This window comes from Corynebacterium sp. HMSC11E11 (assembly GCF_001807025.1).
Lineage (GTDB): Bacteria > Actinomycetota > Actinomycetes > Mycobacteriales > Mycobacteriaceae > Corynebacterium > Corynebacterium freneyi.
In genome coordinates this window covers 1-15,850 of record NZ_KV787118.1, presented here as the reverse complement: position 1 = coordinate 15,850, position 15,850 = coordinate 1, and the positions used below count along the sequence as shown (strand labels likewise).

Genomic DNA, 15,850 nt, shown 5'->3' with positions numbered 1-15,850 from the left:
CTTCCAGCGCATCCAGTCCTGAGGGCAGGCCGCTTGAACGAAACCCGATCAACGGTGAGCCCAATCCCGCGGCCCGTCGAGGCGGAACACCCTGCCGGAGTGGCGGGGTGGAACCGGACGGGTGGTGTCCTAGTGTTTATGCGAAGAAAGTCGGCCAAGGCAGGCCGAATCCAATCAATCCAGGCGAAGCGAAGGACGTGACGGCGTGAACGAGACGACGAACCGGGCGGATTCCGGGGCGGGCGCGGAGTCCGGCCTGCCCCTGGGCGTCGTCACCGTCACGTACTCGCCCGGCGAGCACCTCCGGGCGCTCGTCGACTCGCTGCCCGGGGCGACAACCGCCGGCACCGTCTTGATCATGGCCGACAACGGCTCCAAGGACGGCGCCCCCGAAGCCGAGGTTGACCGCGCCGAAGAAGAAGGCCGCACCGGCGGCGTCAACGATGCGATCTTCCTGCCCACCGGCGGCAACCTCGGCTACGGCAAAGCCGCGAACATCGGCATCGCCGAACTGGCGAAGATGCGCGACGCCGGCCGCATCCGCGGCGACTACGTGCTGTTGGTCAACCCCGACGTCATCTTCGACGACGGAGCCATCGACGCGATGCTTGCCTGCGCGGCCCGCAATCCCCGCGCCGGCGCCATCGGCCCGCTCATCCGCGAGGCCGACGGCTCCGCCTACCCCTCGGCCCGGGCGGTGCCGGACCTGGTCGGCGGCATCGGCCACGCGTTGCTGGCGGACATCTGGCCGTCGAATCCGTTTTCCCGCCGCTACCGCGACGACGCCGACATGTCCCGCGAACGCGACGCCGGCTGGCTGTCGGGCTCCTGCCTGCTGCTGAAGTGGGACGCCTTCGACTCCATCGGGGGTTTCGACGACCGCTACTTCATGTACATGGAGGACGTCGACCTCGGCGACCGCCTCGGCCGGGCGGGCTGGCGCAACATCTTCTGCCCCGGCGCGGTGATCCGCCATGCGCAGGGGCATTCGGCGTCGTCGCACCCGGAGATCACGGTCCGCGCGCACCACGATTCGGCCTACCGATTCATGTCCGACCGTCTGCCCGGCCCCTGGCTGGCGCCGGTGCGGTGGGCGCTGAAAATCGGCCTCTCGCTGCGTGGCACCATCATTTTGGCCGTGAAGAAGCGTAGGCAGAAGGCAGAGCTGCAGGCGAGCGCGGAGGCCGGGTGACCCCCAGGCACCTCGAGCGTCGGCACACATGATTGCTTTGCGACGACCGTCGTAAAGCGAAACCCGGGAGGAATCCTTCAACCATGACCACCCATGACACGTCCACCACGGACGCGGCCGAACTGGCGGCGAACACCGACGCGGTGATCCTCGTCGGCGGGCAGGGCACTCGCCTGCGGCCGCTGACCGTCGGCACCCCGAAGCCGATGCTGCCCACCGCCGGCGTGCCGTTCCTGGAGCACCTGCTCGGGCGCATCAAGGCGGCCGGCATGACGCACGTGGTGCTGGGGACGTCGTACAAGGCGGAAGTGTTCGAGGAGCACTTCGGCGACGGCTCCGACCTGGGCCTCGAGATCGAGTACGTGGTGGAGGACGAGCCGCTGGGCACCGGCGGCGGCATCCGCAACGTCTACGATCGCCTGCGGCACGACACCGTCATGGTGTTCAACGGCGACGTGCTCGGCGGCACGGACCTGCGGGCGATTCTGGCGACCCACGCCGAGAAGAACGCCGACGTGACCATGCACCTGGTCCGCGTCCCGGACCCGCGCGCCTTCGGATGCGTCCCCACCGACGACGACGGTCGTGTCCTGGAGTTCCTGGAAAAGACCCAGGATCCGCCGACCGACCAGATCAACGCCGGCTGCTACGTGTTCCGACGTGACCTCATCGGGAAGATCCCCGCCGGCCGCGCCATCAGCGTCGAGCGCGAGATCTTCCCCTCGCTGCTGGACAACGGGCGCCGGGTGTACGGGTACGTCGACTACGCGTACTGGCGTGACATGGGCACCCCGGCGGACTTCGTGCGCGGGTCGTCGGACCTGGTGCGCGGCATTGCGCCGTCGCCGCTGCTGCAGGGGCGTCACGGCGAGTCGCTCGTCGACGATTCCGCCTCCCTCGGCGGTGGGGCGCTGCTGTACGGCGGCACAGTCGTCGGCCGCGGCGCCGAGATCGGGGCCGGAGCGCGTCTGGACCAGACGGTCGTGTTCGACGGTGCGAAGATCGGCGCGGGTGCGGTGATCGAGCGGTCCATCATCGCGGCCGGCGCGACGATCGGGCCCCGGTGCGTCATCCGCGACGCGGTCATCGGCGAAGGTGCCGACGTCGGAGCGCGTTGCGAGCTCATTTCCGGGGCCCGAGTGTGGCCCGGGGTCGTGCTTCCCGACGGTGGAGTGCGTTTCTCCACCGATGTGTGACGCGGATCACTGAACGGGGGTGAAGTCTCAACCCGGGCTTCATCCCCCACGCCGGGGGGACCGGCTCCAGGGCGCTTCCTGAGTTTTCGCGGTGAATTATCCCGACCGCTTGACCTTCATGGGGTTTCACGTGTGTAATCACAAGTGTGTGATTGCGGGAGGACCCGAGCCGGGCCCGCGTCGCCAGACCGAATTTCCACCCCGTTGACCTGGCAGGAGGCCCGCATGGATGAATCCACCGTGTTCGGCGGACGTGCCGTGGGACGGGATTCGAGCGTGGGGGAGTCCCAGGTGCACGAAACGACGGCAGTCGAGCAACCCCGCCCGTTGGTGGATTGGGCCGACGACCTGACCGGGCTGTTTGACGCGGTCGACGAGGATTGGCAGGAGCAGGCGCTGTGCGCCCAGACCGATCCCGAGGCGTTCTTCCCCGAGAAGGGCGGCTCCACCCGCGAAGCCAAGCGCATCTGCCGCGCCTGCGGCGTACGCGACGAGTGCCTCGAGTTCGCCCTCGCCAACGACGAGCGCTTCGGCATCTGGGGCGGCCTGTCCGAGCGTGAGCGCCGCCGCCTGAAGAAGCAGATCGGTTAGGCGCGAATCCGCCAAGAAGACCCGGTGTTCGCCGGGTCTTTTTTCGTACGCGGACTTTCGGACGGCTCGCCTCCGGAACTCGGCTGCCCCTTAGAAGTTGTCGTCGTACCCCGGGTCGACGACGGAGGGGGCGACGTTGAGGTGCACCGCGACGAGGCGGGCGAGGACGTTGCGAAGCACGTCGTTCAGGTCGGCGGGCGTCGGCGCGCGCTTTTCGACGGGCCGGCGGAACACCACGATGCGGGGGCGCGTCGGACGGCCCAGGCGGTCCACCCCGGCGGGGATGAGCCTGCCGAGGGGGATCGGCCCGTCGGCGGCGATTTCGTCGGGAAGCAGGGCGCCGGGGTGGAGGTGCATGAGCGGCACGGTGTCGACGGCGATGTCGAGGTGGATGAGCTGATCGTGCCACCGGGCCTCGATGGGCGCGTAGGCGTCGAGCACGGCCTGGTCGAACGCCTCGCTGCGGCTGCGCCACCGCGGGACCTCCGGTGGGAGGAGGGGGCCGCGCGGGCCGCGGCCGCGGCGCTCGATGCGACGGGAGACGTTCATGGGCGCCAAGTCTATGGCCGCCGTGGGCAAGCGGGTCGAAGGCGCTCCGGCGGGCCGTCGCAAAGCCACGCAACGCCCCGAAAAGCCCCGCGAAACGGGAAATCCGGGGCCTCGGCTACCTGAACCTCAACCCAGGGTCTAGACTTTCGGGCGTGAGTCAATTCCGCCGCTGCTGCAGGCCGGGGTGCGGCAAGCCCGCCATCGCCACCCTGACCTACGCCTATTCCGAGTCCACCGCCGTCGTCGGGCCGCTGGCCGCCGCCAGCGAGCCCCACAGCTGGGACCTGTGCGAACGACACGCGCAGTCCATCACAGCACCGCTCGGCTGGGAGCTGGTGCGCTACGACCTCCCCGGCGAACACGCCGATGACGACGACCTCACCGCCCTGGCCGAGGCCGTCCGCGAAGCCGGACGCCAGGCCACCGGCCTCGTCCTGCGCGACGAAGGCGAGCCCCGCTGGTCGCAGGTCGACCCGGCCCGCCACCCTTCGCGCCGCTCCGCGCGCACCCACTTGCACGTGGTGCCGGACCCCGACGACGAGTAGGGGTAACATTCCGCTCCGACGGAGAATCGAACAAGGAGCGAGGACGGCACAAGTGACCAAGCGCAGCCGGGCGGCCATCGACGCCGTGATCAAGGCTTACGACGTTCGCGGCGTGGTGGGCGAGGGCATCGACGAAGAACTCATGCGCGACGCCGGAGCGGCCTTCGGTCTGCTGATGCGCCGCGAGGGGGCGCAGCGCATCGCCGTCGGGCACGACATGCGCGACTCCTCCCCTGGACTGTCCCGCGCGTTCGCGGAAGGCGCGGCGGGGCAGGGCGTCGACGTGGTCATGCTCGGGCTGACCTCGACCGACGAGCTGTACTACGCCTCCGGCACCCTCGACTGCCCCGGAGCGATGTTCACCGCGTCGCACAACCCGGCCGAGTACAACGGCATCAAGCTGTGCCGCGCCGGCGCGCGCCCCGTGGGCCAGGAATCCGGCCTCGGCGAAATCAAGGACCTGCTGGTGACGGGGGTGCCGGACTACGACGGCGAGGCCGGCGAGATCTCCGAGCGCGACGTACTGGCCGGTTACGCCGACTTCCTGCGCGGCCTGGTCGACCTGGACTCCGGCCGGAAGCTCACCGTCGCCGTCGACGCGGGCAACGGCATGGCGGGCCTGACCGCCCCGGCCGTCCTCGGCGACGTGTGCGACGTCCGCGACCTGTACTTCGAGCTCGACGGCAACTTCCCCAACCACGAGGCCAACCCGCTGGAACCGGCGAACCTGGTGGATCTGCAGAAGTTCACCGTCGAGCAGGGCGCGGACATCGGCCTGGCCTTCGACGGCGACGCCGACCGCTGCTTCGTCGTCGACGAGAAGGGCGACCCGGTGTCGCCGTCGGCGATTTGCGCGCTCATCGCCACCCGGTACCTCGCCGACGATCCGGGGGCGGTGATCATCCACAACCTGATCACCTCGGCCGTCGTTCCGGAGATGATCATCGAGGCCGGCGGCATCCCCGTGCGCACCCGCGTGGGCCATTCGTTCATCAAGGCGCGGATGGCGGAGACCTCCGCCGTCTTCGGTGGCGAGCATTCCGCGCACTACTACTTCCGCGAGTTTTGGAACGCCGACTCCGGCATGCTCGCCGCCCTGCACGTTCTGGCGGCGTTGGCGGAGCAGGACAAGCCGCTGAGCGAGTTCATGGCGGAGTTCGACCGCTACGAGCAGTCCGGCGAGATCAACTCCCGTCTGGGGTCGGCCGCGGAGCAGCTGGAGAAGCAGGAGAAGATCTCCGAGGTCTTCGCCGCCCGCACCCGCGAGCATGACTGGGTCGACGGCCTGACCATCGGCCTGAAGGATTCGAAGGCCTGGTTCAACGTCCGGGCCTCCAACACGGAGCCGCTGCTGCGCCTCAACGTCGAGGCCCCGACGCGCGAGGAGGTCGACGCGATCGTCGACGAGGTGCTGTCGATCATCCGCTCCTGACCCGTTTTCCGGCATGCTGGGGGCATGGATCCGCATAGTCTGACGTTGACCGCCGCCGCCGAGGGGGCGCACCTCCGCGCCGCGGCGTCGGCCGCCGCCGATGGGCTTTTCGACGGTCTGCCGGAACCCCGCGCGGTCGTGTTGATCACCAACGAGTCGCGGGCCAGGCTGGCGGCGGAAGCGGTCATCGCGTTGGCCGCCGATGCGCGGGCGCCGATCACCATCGCCCGGTCGTTGCCGCGGTTCGTGGGGGCGCTGGATTTGGTGTTCGTGCTCACCGACGATCCGGGCGACCCCATCGCCGAGGTGCTCGCGGAGGCGGATCGGCGCGGCGCGGCGACGGTGCTCGTCGATCCGGGGGAGGGGCCGGTGCGGGCGGCGGCGTCGCCGCGCACGGTCGTGGTGCCCCGCCCCGCGATGTCGGCGGTGGGGTCGTTTTGCGGGTACGTGGGGGCGGTGCTGGGTGCGCTCACCGCGGCCCGGGTCACCGCGTTGGGGCCGGCGGCGGTGCTCGACGACGTCGCCGATGCCGTGGATGCGGAGGCCGTCGCCTGCGCCCCGGATCGTGATCTGCTGGTCAATCCGGCCCGCCAGTGGGCGGAGTGGATGCGCGGGCATTCGGTCGTCGTCGCCGGAGAGGGCGACGTGTGGCGCACGGTGGCGGAGCTCGCGGCGGCGTGGTTGCTCGATGCGGGGTTGCCGGCGCATGGCACGACGGTGTCGGACATGCTGCGCGCGTCGGGGGCGTTGGCTCCGTCGCCGGCGGCCGCGCTCGACGATCTCTTCCATGACCCGCTGATCGATGGTCCGGTCGACGGAGGCCGGATGTTACCCTTGAGCGTCATTGCCGTGACTTCCCCGGCCGACGCGCCGGCCGTTCGTGCGCGTCTGGAGCCCTTCGAGTGGGCCCGCGTGGAATGCCCCGCCGAGGAGGTCGAGGTCCGCCATCCGTTGGTGGACGTCTGCGTCACCGCGGCCCGCGTGGCTGCGGCGGCGGCTTATGTACCTGAGGAGGGATGACGCCCGATGGAGCGCATCGATGCGGTCATGCAGTCGTACCCGTGGGGGTCGCGGACGTTGATCGCCGAGCTCATGGGGCAGGAGTCGCCGTCGGCGCGGCCGCAGGCGGAGGCCTGGTTCGGGGCGCATCCGTTGGCTCCGTCGCCGGTGGCGGGGCGGCCGTTGACGGAGGTCATCGCCGATGACCCCGATGCCGCGCTGGGCCTGGCCGCGGGCATGGCGGACGGTACGCTGCCGTTTTTGTTGAAGATCCTCGCCGCCGCCGAGCCCCTGTCGCTGCAGGCGCATCCGACGCTGGAGCAGGCGAAGGCCGGGTATGCGGCGGAGAACGAGCTCGGCATCGCGCCGACGGCTCCGCACCGCAATTACCGCGATGCGAACCACAAGCCGGAGCTCATCGTCGCGCTGACCCGGTTCGAGGCGTTGGCCGGTTTCCGGCCGGTGGAACGGACCCGGGAGCTTTTCGACGAGCTGGCCATCCCGGAACTCGGCCACTACACGGTGCTGCTCGATGCGCCGTCCGCCGAAGAGGGGCTGCGTGCGTTGTTCACGACGTGGCTCACCCTGCCCAGCCGGGTGTTGGGCGATCTGGTCGAGGCGGTGCGCGCCGCGTGCGCCGCGTACGAGGGCGACGGTTGGGTCGGCCAGGTTGCCGCGACGACCGCCGACATCGCGGCGCGGTACCCGGGTGATCCGGGCGTGCTGGCGTCGATGCTGCTCAACCGCATCACCCTGGAGCCCGGCGAGGGCATTTACCTCGGCGCGGGACAGCTGCACGCGTACCTGTCGGGCATGGGCGTGGAGATCATGGCCAATTCCGACAACGTGTTGCGCGGCGGTTTGACGTCGAAGCACGTCGACGTCGTGGAATTGCTGCGGGTGTTGAATTTCTCTCCGGCGGTGGATCCGGTCGTCCGTCCGATCGTCGACGGTGCGGTGTCGACGTACCCGACCGCCGCCGCCGAATTCCGTCTGACGCGGGTCAGCATCCCGGCGGGGGATTCGGTGGCGGTGCCCACGACGGGTGCGGCCATCGTCCTCGTCGTGGAGGGCGCCGCCGAGGTGTCGTCGCGGTCCGGCGAGGTGCGCCTGTCCCCGGGTGGGGCGGCGTGGGTGCCGGCGTGCGAGACGGACCGCGTGCTGCGGTCGGTCGGCGGCGCGCCGGTCGAGGCGTTCGTGGCCTCGGTGCCTGCGTAAAACCGGGCGCCTAGTCTTCCCGATCCGCCCGGTCGGAGCCGTTGGCCGTGGCTCCGGTGGCGTTCGTGCCCTTGTCCGCGTCGTCGGCGGCGGTGGTGTCGGGCTTGGTGGGGGCGTCGTTTGCCCCGGAGGTGCCGTTCGTCCCGTTCTGCGCCGTGTCGGTGCCCTTGTTCGGCTTCTCCGGCTTTCCGCGATTTTCCGGATCCTCCGGCTTCTCCGGCTCGTCGAAGGGCCAGAGGGAGCCGGCCGAGTCGCCGTCCGGAGGCAGCAGCGGCTTCGGGCGCTCCGGGGTGGGCAGCGTCGGGAGCGTCGGCGTGGTGGACTCGGGGGTCTCCGAGGGGGTGGTCGACGATTCGATCGGGGGCGTCGTCGGCGACGACGGCGGAGGGGGAACGTCCGGGGTGCCCGTGGGCGCGGGGATCACGGCGCGGGGCGGCAGGTACGGGTCTTCGGCGGCATTGCCGCGGCCGGGACGCGACGGCGTCGGCACGACGGTGGTGGCGCGGTCGGGCGCCTGGGTGGAGGCGGAGTTCGAGGAGGGGTCTTCGCCGAGCTCCGAGTCGTCGGCGACGCGGGGCAGGTGCTCCTGGTCGGGTTCGGCGGGGTTGGGGCCGTCGATCGCCGAGGCGCCGGCGCACCCTGCGGTGGCGGCGGCCATGATGGCGGCGATCGCCAGGCCTGCGGTTCTGATGCGCATGATCCCCGTCTCCCTTCCGTGGTGTCGACGGTTTCGAACCCGGTGGCTGCGCTGCAGATAAAGATTCGATCACCGTTTTGGCGGTTAACTTAACACACTCGTTATCTTCTGGAAAGGGGACCGGAGGGGGTGGTCGGGGCCCTTCGCGAGGTTCCCGGAAGGACAACTGTCGCCCCCGCGCCACGTCGTGGGGTAGAACATCGGGGTATGAGGGGGATCGCGGCGAGATCCCGTTCCGGCACCCGAAGGAGAAGCGCCAATGTCCACGTGGGATTCCATCATCTTCAGCAGCGACGCCGTCACCGACCTGCTCGAGGAGGTGTCCGTCCTCGAGGACGACGATCTGTCCGGCGCCTTGCTCGACGCCTGCCGCCTGGCCGCCGGGGACGCGGACGACGACGAGGCCCGCGCGGGTCTCGGCGCCGCCACCGTCGCGGCGATCTGGTCGGGTGCGCCGTTCAGCGCGGGCCAGCTCGTCGACGAGTACCCGTTCATTCGCGAGGGCATCGGCTCGTGTCCGGAGGAGCTGCGCGAGGCGGCGGCGGAGACGTTCGACGTTTTGGTCCCCGGTTTGCCCGAAGACGAGCAGGAGGCCGTCGAGGATTTCGCCGAGGCCGTCAACTAGCCTGGTGAGCATTGCATGTTGCGCTGCATGATGCCCTGACAGCGCAGCGGAACACGTCGCGCACACGGAACACGGAAGAGGTCGCATGTCCCAGACTGTCATCGAGCACAAGGTCGCCGATATCTCGCTCGCGGAGGCGGGTCGCCACCAGATTCGCCTGGCGGAACACGAGATGCCGGGCCTGATGGCCCTGCGGGAGGAGTACCGCGAGGAGCAGCCGCTGGCCGGCGCCCGCATCGCCGGTTCCATCCACATGACGGTTCAGACGGCGGTGCTCATCGAGACCCTGGTCGCCTTGGGCGCCGAGGTCCGCTGGGCGTCGTGCAACATCTTCTCGACGCAGGACGAGGCCGCCGCGGCGGTCGTCGTCGGCCCGGAGGGTACCCCGGAGGATCCGAAGGGCGTGCCGGTGTTCGCGTGGAAGGGCGAGACCCTCGACGAGTACTGGTGGTGCCTGGAGCGCATCTTCGATTGGGGCGACGAGCTGCCGAACATGATCCTCGACGACGGCGGCGACGCCACGATGGCGGTCATCCGCGGCCGCCAGTACGAGGAGGCGGGCGTGGTTCCGCCGGTGGAGGACGACGACTCCGACGAGTTCGTGGCCTTCAAGGAGATGCTGCGCCGCGTGCTGGCGAAGAAGCCGGATCTGTGGACCCGCGTCGCCGAGGCGGTCAAGGGCGTCACCGAGGAAACCACGACGGGCGTCCACCGCCTGTACCACTTCGCGGAGGAGGGCGTGCTGCCCTTCCCGGCGATGAACGTCAACGACGCCGTCACGAAGTCGAAGTTCGACAACAAGTACGGCACCCGCCATTCCCTGCTCGACGGCCTCAACCGCGGCACGGACATGCTGCTGGGCGGCAAGAACGTCCTGGTGTGCGGTTACGGCGACGTGGGCAAGGGGTCGGCGGAGGCGCTGGCCGGCCAGGGTGCGCGGGTGCGGGTCACCGAGGTGGACCCGATCAACGCGCTGCAGGCGCTGATGGACGGTTTCCCGGTGGTCACGGTCGAGGAGGCGATCGGCGACGCCGACGTGGTCATCACGGCGACCGGAAACATGGGCATCATCACCTTCGGGCACATGCGCAAGATGAAGGATCACGCGGTGCTGGGCAACATCGGCCACTTCGACAACGAGATCGACATGCATTCGCTGCATCACCGCGACGACGTCGAGCGCATCGAGATCAAGCCGCAGGTCGCCGAGTACCGTTTCGAGCACGAGGACGGCGAGGTCAAGTCGCTCATCGTCCTGTCGGAGGGGCGCCTGCTCAACCTGGGCAACGCGACGGGGCACCCGTCGTTCGTCATGTCGACGTCCTTCGCGGATCAGACGATCGCGCAGATCGAGCTGTTCACCCGGGGCGACGAGTACGGCAACGAGGTGTACCGCCTGCCGAAGATCCTCGACGAGAAGGTGGCGCGCATCCACGTGGAGGCGTTGGGCGGTTCGCTGACGACCCTGACCAAGGAGCAGGCGGAGTACATCGGCGTCGACGTCGAGGGCCCGTACAAGCCCGAGCACTACCGCTACTAGGTCGGGGAAGTCATGGGTCGGGGAAGTCATCGGTGATGGGGTACATCGTCGCGGTCGAGGGCATCGACGGGGCCGGCAAGAACACGTTGTCGCGTGCCCTGGAAAGCAGGCTTGACGACGCCGGCGTGAGCGTCGCAAAGCTCGGTTTTCCCGCGTACGGTCGCACGCCTTTCGCCGATTTCGCCGATGACGCCCTGCATGGTCGGCTCGGGGACGTCGCCGAGTCGGCGTGGGCCATGGCGCTGCTGTTCGCGCTGGACCGCAGGGACATGCGCGACGAGGTGATCGCGGCGGCGGAGTCGGCCGACGTGTTGATCCTGGACCGGTACGTCGCCTCCAACGCGGCCTATTCGTGGGGGCGCACCGGCGACCGGGCGATCGTGGAGTGGGTGTACGAGCAGGAGTTCGGCAAGCACGGGATGCCGGTGCCGGATCTGCAGGTGCACCTGGGTACGGGCGTGGCGGAGGCGGCGCGCCGGGCGAAGCACCGCGAGGCCGCCGACGTGTCCCGCACCCGCGACGCCTACGAGCGCGACGGCGGGTTGCAGAGCCGCGTCGCCGCGGCGTACGCCGATTTGGCGGCGGAGTCGTGGGCGTCGCCGTGGCACGTGGCGGGGGATTGCGCCGAGGAGTTGGCGGCACGAGTCCTCGACGATATCGGGCGGTAGCCGAGCAGCGGTGGGCCGCGGCCGGGCCAGGGTGGACGGCAGCGGTGCCGGGACGGATAGGATGGGGTGCATGAGCGCCAAAATCCTGGTCGTCGACGACGACCCCGCCATCGCCGAAATGCTGACCATGGTCCTCCAGCGGGAGGGCTTCGACACGGTGGTCGTCGGGGATGGACTGGAAGCGGTGGAGGCCGCGTCGCGTGAGAACCCGGACCTGATCCTCCTGGACCTGATGCTGCCCGGCATGGGCGGCGTCGACGTCTGCCGCAGCGTCCGCGAGGAAAGCTCGGTGCCGATCATCATGCTCACCGCGAAGACCGACACGGTCGACGTCGTGCTGGGCCTGGAGTCGGGCGCCGACGACTACGTGACCAAGCCGTTCAAGCCGAAGGAGCTCGTCGCCCGCGTCCGCGCCCGCCTGCGCCGCCAGGACGAGGAACCCGGCGAGGTCATCGAGGTCGGTGACCTGGTCATCGACGTCCCCGGCCACGCGGTGTCCCGCGACGGCCGCGAGATCGCGCTGACCCCGCTGGAGTTCGATCTGCTCCTGGCGCTGGCCCAGCGCCCGAAGCAGGTGTTCAGCCGCGAGGAGCTGCTGGAGAAGGTGTGGGGGTACCGTCATTCCTCCGACACGCGCCTGGTCAACGTCCACGTCCAGCGCCTGCGCTCGAAGATCGAGGTGGATCCGGAGAACCCGCGCATCGTGCTGACGGTCCGGGGCGTCGGCTACAAGACCGGCGAATAGCGCGCGGCGGGCAGAAGGGAACCGATGGCGGAAGGCTGGTGGAAGCCGGGGGACTGGCTGGGACGGGCTTGGAAGCGCATCCTGCGTTCGTGGCGCACGTCGCTGCAGGTGCGGGTGGTCACGTCCGTGATGGTCGTGTCGGTGCTCGTCGTCGGCATGCTCGGTTTCGCCCTGGTGTCCATCGTGGCGCAGCGGCTTCTCGACGCGAAGTTCAACGTCGCCAACGAGGAGATCGATCGCGCCCGCGTCGTCGTCGAGCAGACCATCGCGGCGTCGGGCGCCGACGGCGTGCAGGCCAAGCTCAACGCCGGCCGCGAGGCCCTCGCCGATCGTCAGTCGGGCACGTCGACGGGGTCGGCGACGGTCTACGATGCCGTGCTCATCGCCCCCGGCGGCAACGACGACGCGATCCGGTCGCCCGTCGACGGATACGTGCCGGTGCAGTTGCGGCCCTTCATCCAGGAAGGGCAGGTCAGCTACCAGTACGCCGTGATGGAGGCCCGCGACGGGTCGAGTTATTCGGCGCTGGTCATCGGCACGCCGACGTCGTCTGACGTGCAGGGCCTGGAGCTGTACCTGATCATGCCGCTCACCGCGGAGGAATCGACCCTGGCGTTGGTGCGCGGACTGTTCGCCGGTGCGACGGTCGTCATGACGTTGCTGCTGGTGGGCATCACGTGGCTGTTCGCCAATCAGGTCACCGGGCCCGTCCGGTCGGCGGCCCGCATCGCCGAGCGTTTCGCCTCCGGTCACCTGCGCGAGCGCATGGCCGTCGAAGGCGAGGACGAGATGGCCCGCCTGGCGGTGAGCTTCAACAAGATGGCCGAGTCGCTGTCGCTGCAGATCCACCAGCTCGAGGAGTACGGCGACCTGCAGCGCCAGTTCACGTCGGATGTGTCGCATGAGCTGCGCACGCCGCTGACCACCGTGCGCATGGCCGCCGACCTCATCGCCGATGGCGCGGAGGATCTCGACCCGGCCACGCAGCGGGCCTCCGAGCTGATGATCGCCGAACTCGACCGCTTCGAGATGCTCCTCGCCGACCTGCTGGAGATCTCCCGCCACGACGCCGGCGTCGCCGACCTGTCCGCCGAGCGCGTGGACATGCGCCAATGCATCGACGCCGCGTACCTGCCCCTGCAGGTCGTGGCTCAGGAATCGGGCACCGAGATCATCCTCGACATGCCGGACGAACCGGTGCCGGCCAGCGTCGATTCCCGACGCATCGAGCGGGTGCTGCGCAACCTCATCGCCAACGCCATCGACCACTCCGAGGGCAACCCCGTCATCATCGCGTTACGCGCCGACGACCACGTCGTCGCCTGCACCGTCACCGACCGGGGAGTGGGACTCAAACCCGAGCAGGAAGAGCTGGTGTTCAATCGTTTCTGGCGCGCCGACCCCTCGCGCGAACGCCGCACGGGCGGCACGGGCCTGGGCCTGGCCATCGCCCGCGAGGACGCGCTGCTCCACGGCGGCCGGCTCGAGGCCCACGGCGTTCCCGGCATCGGCAGCTGCTTCCGTCTGCGCCTGCCCCTGGAACCCGGCGGACCCGTCGACACGGAACCGCTTCCGCTGGAGGTCCCCGGAGCGCCGGCACCGGCTCCGCGGGCGGAGGTTTTCGACGCGCTCGTCGCAAAGCGGGAACCGGAACCGAAACCGGATCCGGAAACGGAAGCGGAAGGAGACCGGCCATGACGCCCCGCCCACGCACGACCCGCGGGAACCGCACGGCCATCGTCGCCGCCGTGAGCGCCGCCGCTCTGGTGCTCGGCGGTTGCACGACCCTGCCGGGCGACACCACGCCCCAGGCGATCCGCACCTTCGAAGCCCCGGCGCACGACGTCGAGGTGCCCACGCCACGACCCGACGCGGCGCCGGACCTGGTGCTGCGCGACTTCTACGCGGCGTCGGCCCACCCGACCGACGATTACGCCGCGGCGAAGGCCTTCCTCACCGAGGCGGCCCGCGAGCGATGGAACCCGCACGAGGCCACGTGGATCGTCGACGGCATCAACGTCATCGGCGACGGCAGCGAGGACGAGGACGTGCGCGGTTTCGGCACCCGCGCCACCATCGTCGGGTCGCTGGCTCCCGGCGGCGCGTACGAGACGCAGTCGGCGCTGTACGAGGATTCCATCGAACTCCGCATGAACGACGAGGGACAGTGGCGCATCGCCGAACTGCCCGACGGCGTGCTGCTGGAGCGCCAGGCGTTCCTGGACAGCCATGCGCCCCGCAACGTGTACTTCCTCGACCCGTCGGGCAACCAGCTCGTGCCGGATCGCAGGTGGATCTACCGCGGCGTCGACGACGCGGCCATGGAGCTGCTGCACACCATGCGCGGCGGACCGCGCCCGCGTCTGTTGCCGGGCGTGACCACGGCGCTGCCGCCGGACGCGACCATCGAGATCGGTCCCCATGAGGAGGGGCCCGGCCGGGTGATCCGGATGACGGGCCTCGGCGATCTGGACGAGACCCTGCGCGGGTTGTTGGCGGCGCAGATCGTGTGGACGCTGTCGTCGGCCGACGTTCGCGGCCCGTGGACGCTGGAGGACGAAGACGGACCGCTCGTCGAATCGCACCCCGGCCCGTGGACCCGCGATTCCGACGAGCTGCGCCCGCTCGACCCGACGAAGGGGCCGGGCGACCGCGTGCCGCTCCACGCGGTGGAGGCCGGTGGCGTCGTGGAAGTGACCGACGACGGCGACCGGGCGTTGCCGGGGTGGACGTCGGAGGGCGGCGACGTCCTCGTGTCGGCGAGCATCGGCGTGGACGAGGCGGGCACCCGCCTCATCGCGGGCGTGTCCCGGGTCGACCGGGGCGGCTTGGGCGAATCCTCCCTGCTGCTGGGCCGCGCCGGCGATGACCCGAAGACGGTGCTGACCGCGCAGAGCCTCACCCGCCCGAGCTGGTCGCCGGATGCCGCGTCGGTGTGGACCGTCGTCGACGGCGAACGCGTGATGCGGCTGGTGGGCAACTCCTCGTCGGTGCCGGCAGTCGAGGAGATCGACATGACCGGCATCGCGGAGATCGACGGTGGCATTTCGGAGCTGCGCGTCGACCCGTCGGGCACGCAGGTGGCCATGATCGCGGGCGGTAACGTGTGGATCGCCACGATCGTGCAGACGGACACGGGGCCGTGGCGCCTGGTCAACGCGCGCCAACTGACGCTGTCGGAGGGGGTGACCCCGGTGACGCTGGCGTGGGCGCCGAACTCGACGATCATCGTGGGCGCCTACGGCGAGGAGTCCCCGATGTGGCGGGTCTACCCGGATGGTTCGGTGAATTACATGCTGCCGAAGCTCAACCTCAGTCCGCCGGTGACGGTGGTGTCGGCGACGTCGTCGAAGATTTACGCGCTCGACGACAACGCCCTGATGGAGCTGGTCACCGGCGAGGGCGAGGCCCAGTTCTGGCGTGCGGTGCCGGGAGTGCAGGGGCGGGCGGCCCCGGTGCCCGTGGAGTAATCTCCCCGGCATGTGGGGGGAGTTGGCCGACTTGGTCGTGCCGCGGGCGTGCCCGGGGTGCGGGGCGCCGGAGGTGCCGTGCGCCGAGTGCCGCCGCGAGTTCGCGCGGCCGCCGGTGCGGGTGTCGCCGCAGGTGCACGTGCCCGCCCCGACGTGGTCGTGCGGGCCGTACGCGGGGCCCAGGCGGGCGGTGGTGCTGGCGGCGAAGGAGCTTGGCGACGCCTCGGCGCGGCACGTGATGGGCGCGGTCGTGGGTGCGGCCCTGCTGAGACTGGCGGTCGACGGCCAGGTGCCGCATCCGGCGCAGGAGGCCATGACGCTCGTGCCGGCGCCCACCCGGGCGTCGGCGGCGCGGCGGCGGGGAGGGGACCCGGTGACGGCCG

16 protein-coding genes are annotated in these 15,850 nt (G+C 70.2%); 14 read left to right on the top strand and 2 right to left on the bottom strand.

Features of this window, described 5'->3' with window-relative positions:
• The first annotated feature begins 205 nt into the window (after positions 1–205).
• The 3 genes from HMPREF3121_RS03075 (at position 206) to HMPREF3121_RS03065 (ending at position 2,979) form a co-directional block, all read left to right on the top strand.
• A complete protein-coding gene (locus tag HMPREF3121_RS03075) occupies positions 206–1,192 on the top strand; it encodes a glycosyltransferase family 2 protein (RefSeq protein ID WP_070519777.1) in 987 nt (328 codons plus the stop codon).
• A gap of 83 nt (positions 1,193–1,275) precedes the next feature.
• Positions 1,276–2,388, top strand: a complete 1,113-nt coding sequence (locus HMPREF3121_RS03070) for a mannose-1-phosphate guanylyltransferase (RefSeq protein WP_070519775.1) — start codon at positions 1,276–1,278, stop codon at positions 2,386–2,388.
• A gap of 225 nt (positions 2,389–2,613) precedes the next feature.
• Complete coding sequence (locus HMPREF3121_RS03065; RefSeq protein ID WP_035122941.1) at positions 2,614–2,979, top strand: WhiB family transcriptional regulator; 366 nt, start codon at positions 2,614–2,616, stop codon at positions 2,977–2,979.
• A 90-nt stretch (positions 2,980–3,069) separates the two neighbouring features.
• Here the strand turns inward: HMPREF3121_RS03065 and HMPREF3121_RS03060 are convergent, their stop codons facing one another.
• Positions 3,070–3,528: a metallopeptidase family protein gene (locus tag HMPREF3121_RS03060; protein ID WP_070519774.1), complete on the bottom strand. Its 459-nt coding sequence runs from the start codon at positions 3,526–3,528 to the stop codon at positions 3,070–3,072.
• A gap of 152 nt (positions 3,529–3,680) precedes the next feature.
• On the opposite strand from HMPREF3121_RS03060, the gene HMPREF3121_RS03055 reads away from it, so the two are divergent.
• The 4 genes from HMPREF3121_RS03055 to manA are packed head-to-tail and all read left to right on the top strand — an operon-like array spanning position 3,681 to position 7,722.
• A complete protein-coding gene (locus tag HMPREF3121_RS03055; RefSeq protein WP_035122927.1) occupies positions 3,681–4,073 on the top strand; it encodes a DUF3499 domain-containing protein in 393 nt (130 codons plus the stop codon).
• Between the two features lie 52 nt (positions 4,074–4,125).
• On the top strand, positions 4,126–5,505 hold the full coding sequence (locus HMPREF3121_RS03050) for a phosphomannomutase/phosphoglucomutase (protein WP_070519772.1): 1,380 nt from the start codon (positions 4,126–4,128) through the stop codon (positions 5,503–5,505).
• A gap of 24 nt (positions 5,506–5,529) precedes the next feature.
• Positions 5,530–6,525: a hypothetical protein gene (locus HMPREF3121_RS03045; RefSeq protein WP_141742949.1), complete on the top strand. Its 996-nt coding sequence runs from the start codon at positions 5,530–5,532 to the stop codon at positions 6,523–6,525.
• Positions 6,526–6,531: 6 nt separating this feature from the next.
• Positions 6,532–7,722 (top strand): mannose-6-phosphate isomerase, class I, encoded by a 1,191-nt coding sequence (gene manA / locus HMPREF3121_RS03040; protein WP_070519768.1) that lies wholly within the window; start codon positions 6,532–6,534, stop codon positions 7,720–7,722.
• A 10-nt stretch (positions 7,723–7,732) separates the two neighbouring features.
• Here manA and HMPREF3121_RS03035 read toward each other — a convergent pair whose 3' ends face one another.
• On the bottom strand, positions 7,733–8,419 hold the full coding sequence (locus HMPREF3121_RS03035; protein WP_070519766.1) for a hypothetical protein: 687 nt from the start codon (positions 8,417–8,419) through the stop codon (positions 7,733–7,735).
• 259 nt (positions 8,420–8,678) lie between these two features.
• Between HMPREF3121_RS03035 and HMPREF3121_RS03030 the strand changes: the two genes are divergently transcribed.
• The 7 genes from HMPREF3121_RS03030 to HMPREF3121_RS03000 form a co-directional block, all read left to right on the top strand.
• Positions 8,679–9,044, top strand: a complete 366-nt coding sequence (locus tag HMPREF3121_RS03030) for a hypothetical protein (RefSeq protein WP_070519764.1) — start codon at positions 8,679–8,681, stop codon at positions 9,042–9,044.
• Positions 9,045–9,129: 85 nt separating this feature from the next.
• A complete protein-coding gene (gene ahcY / locus HMPREF3121_RS03025) occupies positions 9,130–10,584 on the top strand; it encodes an adenosylhomocysteinase (RefSeq protein ID WP_070519762.1) in 1,455 nt (484 codons plus the stop codon).
• 35 nt (positions 10,585–10,619) lie between these two features.
• Positions 10,620–11,252, top strand: a complete 633-nt coding sequence (locus HMPREF3121_RS03020) for a dTMP kinase (protein WP_070519760.1) — start codon at positions 10,620–10,622, stop codon at positions 11,250–11,252.
• 70 nt (positions 11,253–11,322) lie between these two features.
• A complete protein-coding gene (gene mtrA, locus HMPREF3121_RS03015) occupies positions 11,323–11,997 on the top strand; it encodes an MtrAB system response regulator MtrA (protein ID WP_070519759.1) in 675 nt (224 codons plus the stop codon).
• A 24-nt stretch (positions 11,998–12,021) separates the two neighbouring features.
• The gene (mtrB, locus tag HMPREF3121_RS03010) at positions 12,022–13,695 is read left to right on the top strand and encodes an MtrAB system histidine kinase MtrB (protein ID WP_070519757.1); all 1,674 of its coding nucleotides are present in this window, start codon (positions 12,022–12,024) and stop codon (positions 13,693–13,695) included.
• On the top strand, positions 13,692–15,467 hold the full coding sequence (locus HMPREF3121_RS03005; protein WP_070519755.1) for an LpqB family beta-propeller domain-containing protein: 1,776 nt from the start codon (positions 13,692–13,694) through the stop codon (positions 15,465–15,467). The genes mtrB and HMPREF3121_RS03005 overlap by 4 nt, the downstream gene beginning before the upstream one ends.
• A gap of 10 nt (positions 15,468–15,477) precedes the next feature.
• On the top strand, positions 15,478–15,850 hold a 373-nt coding region (locus tag HMPREF3121_RS03000; protein ID WP_371327311.1), incomplete at its 3' end, for a ComF family protein.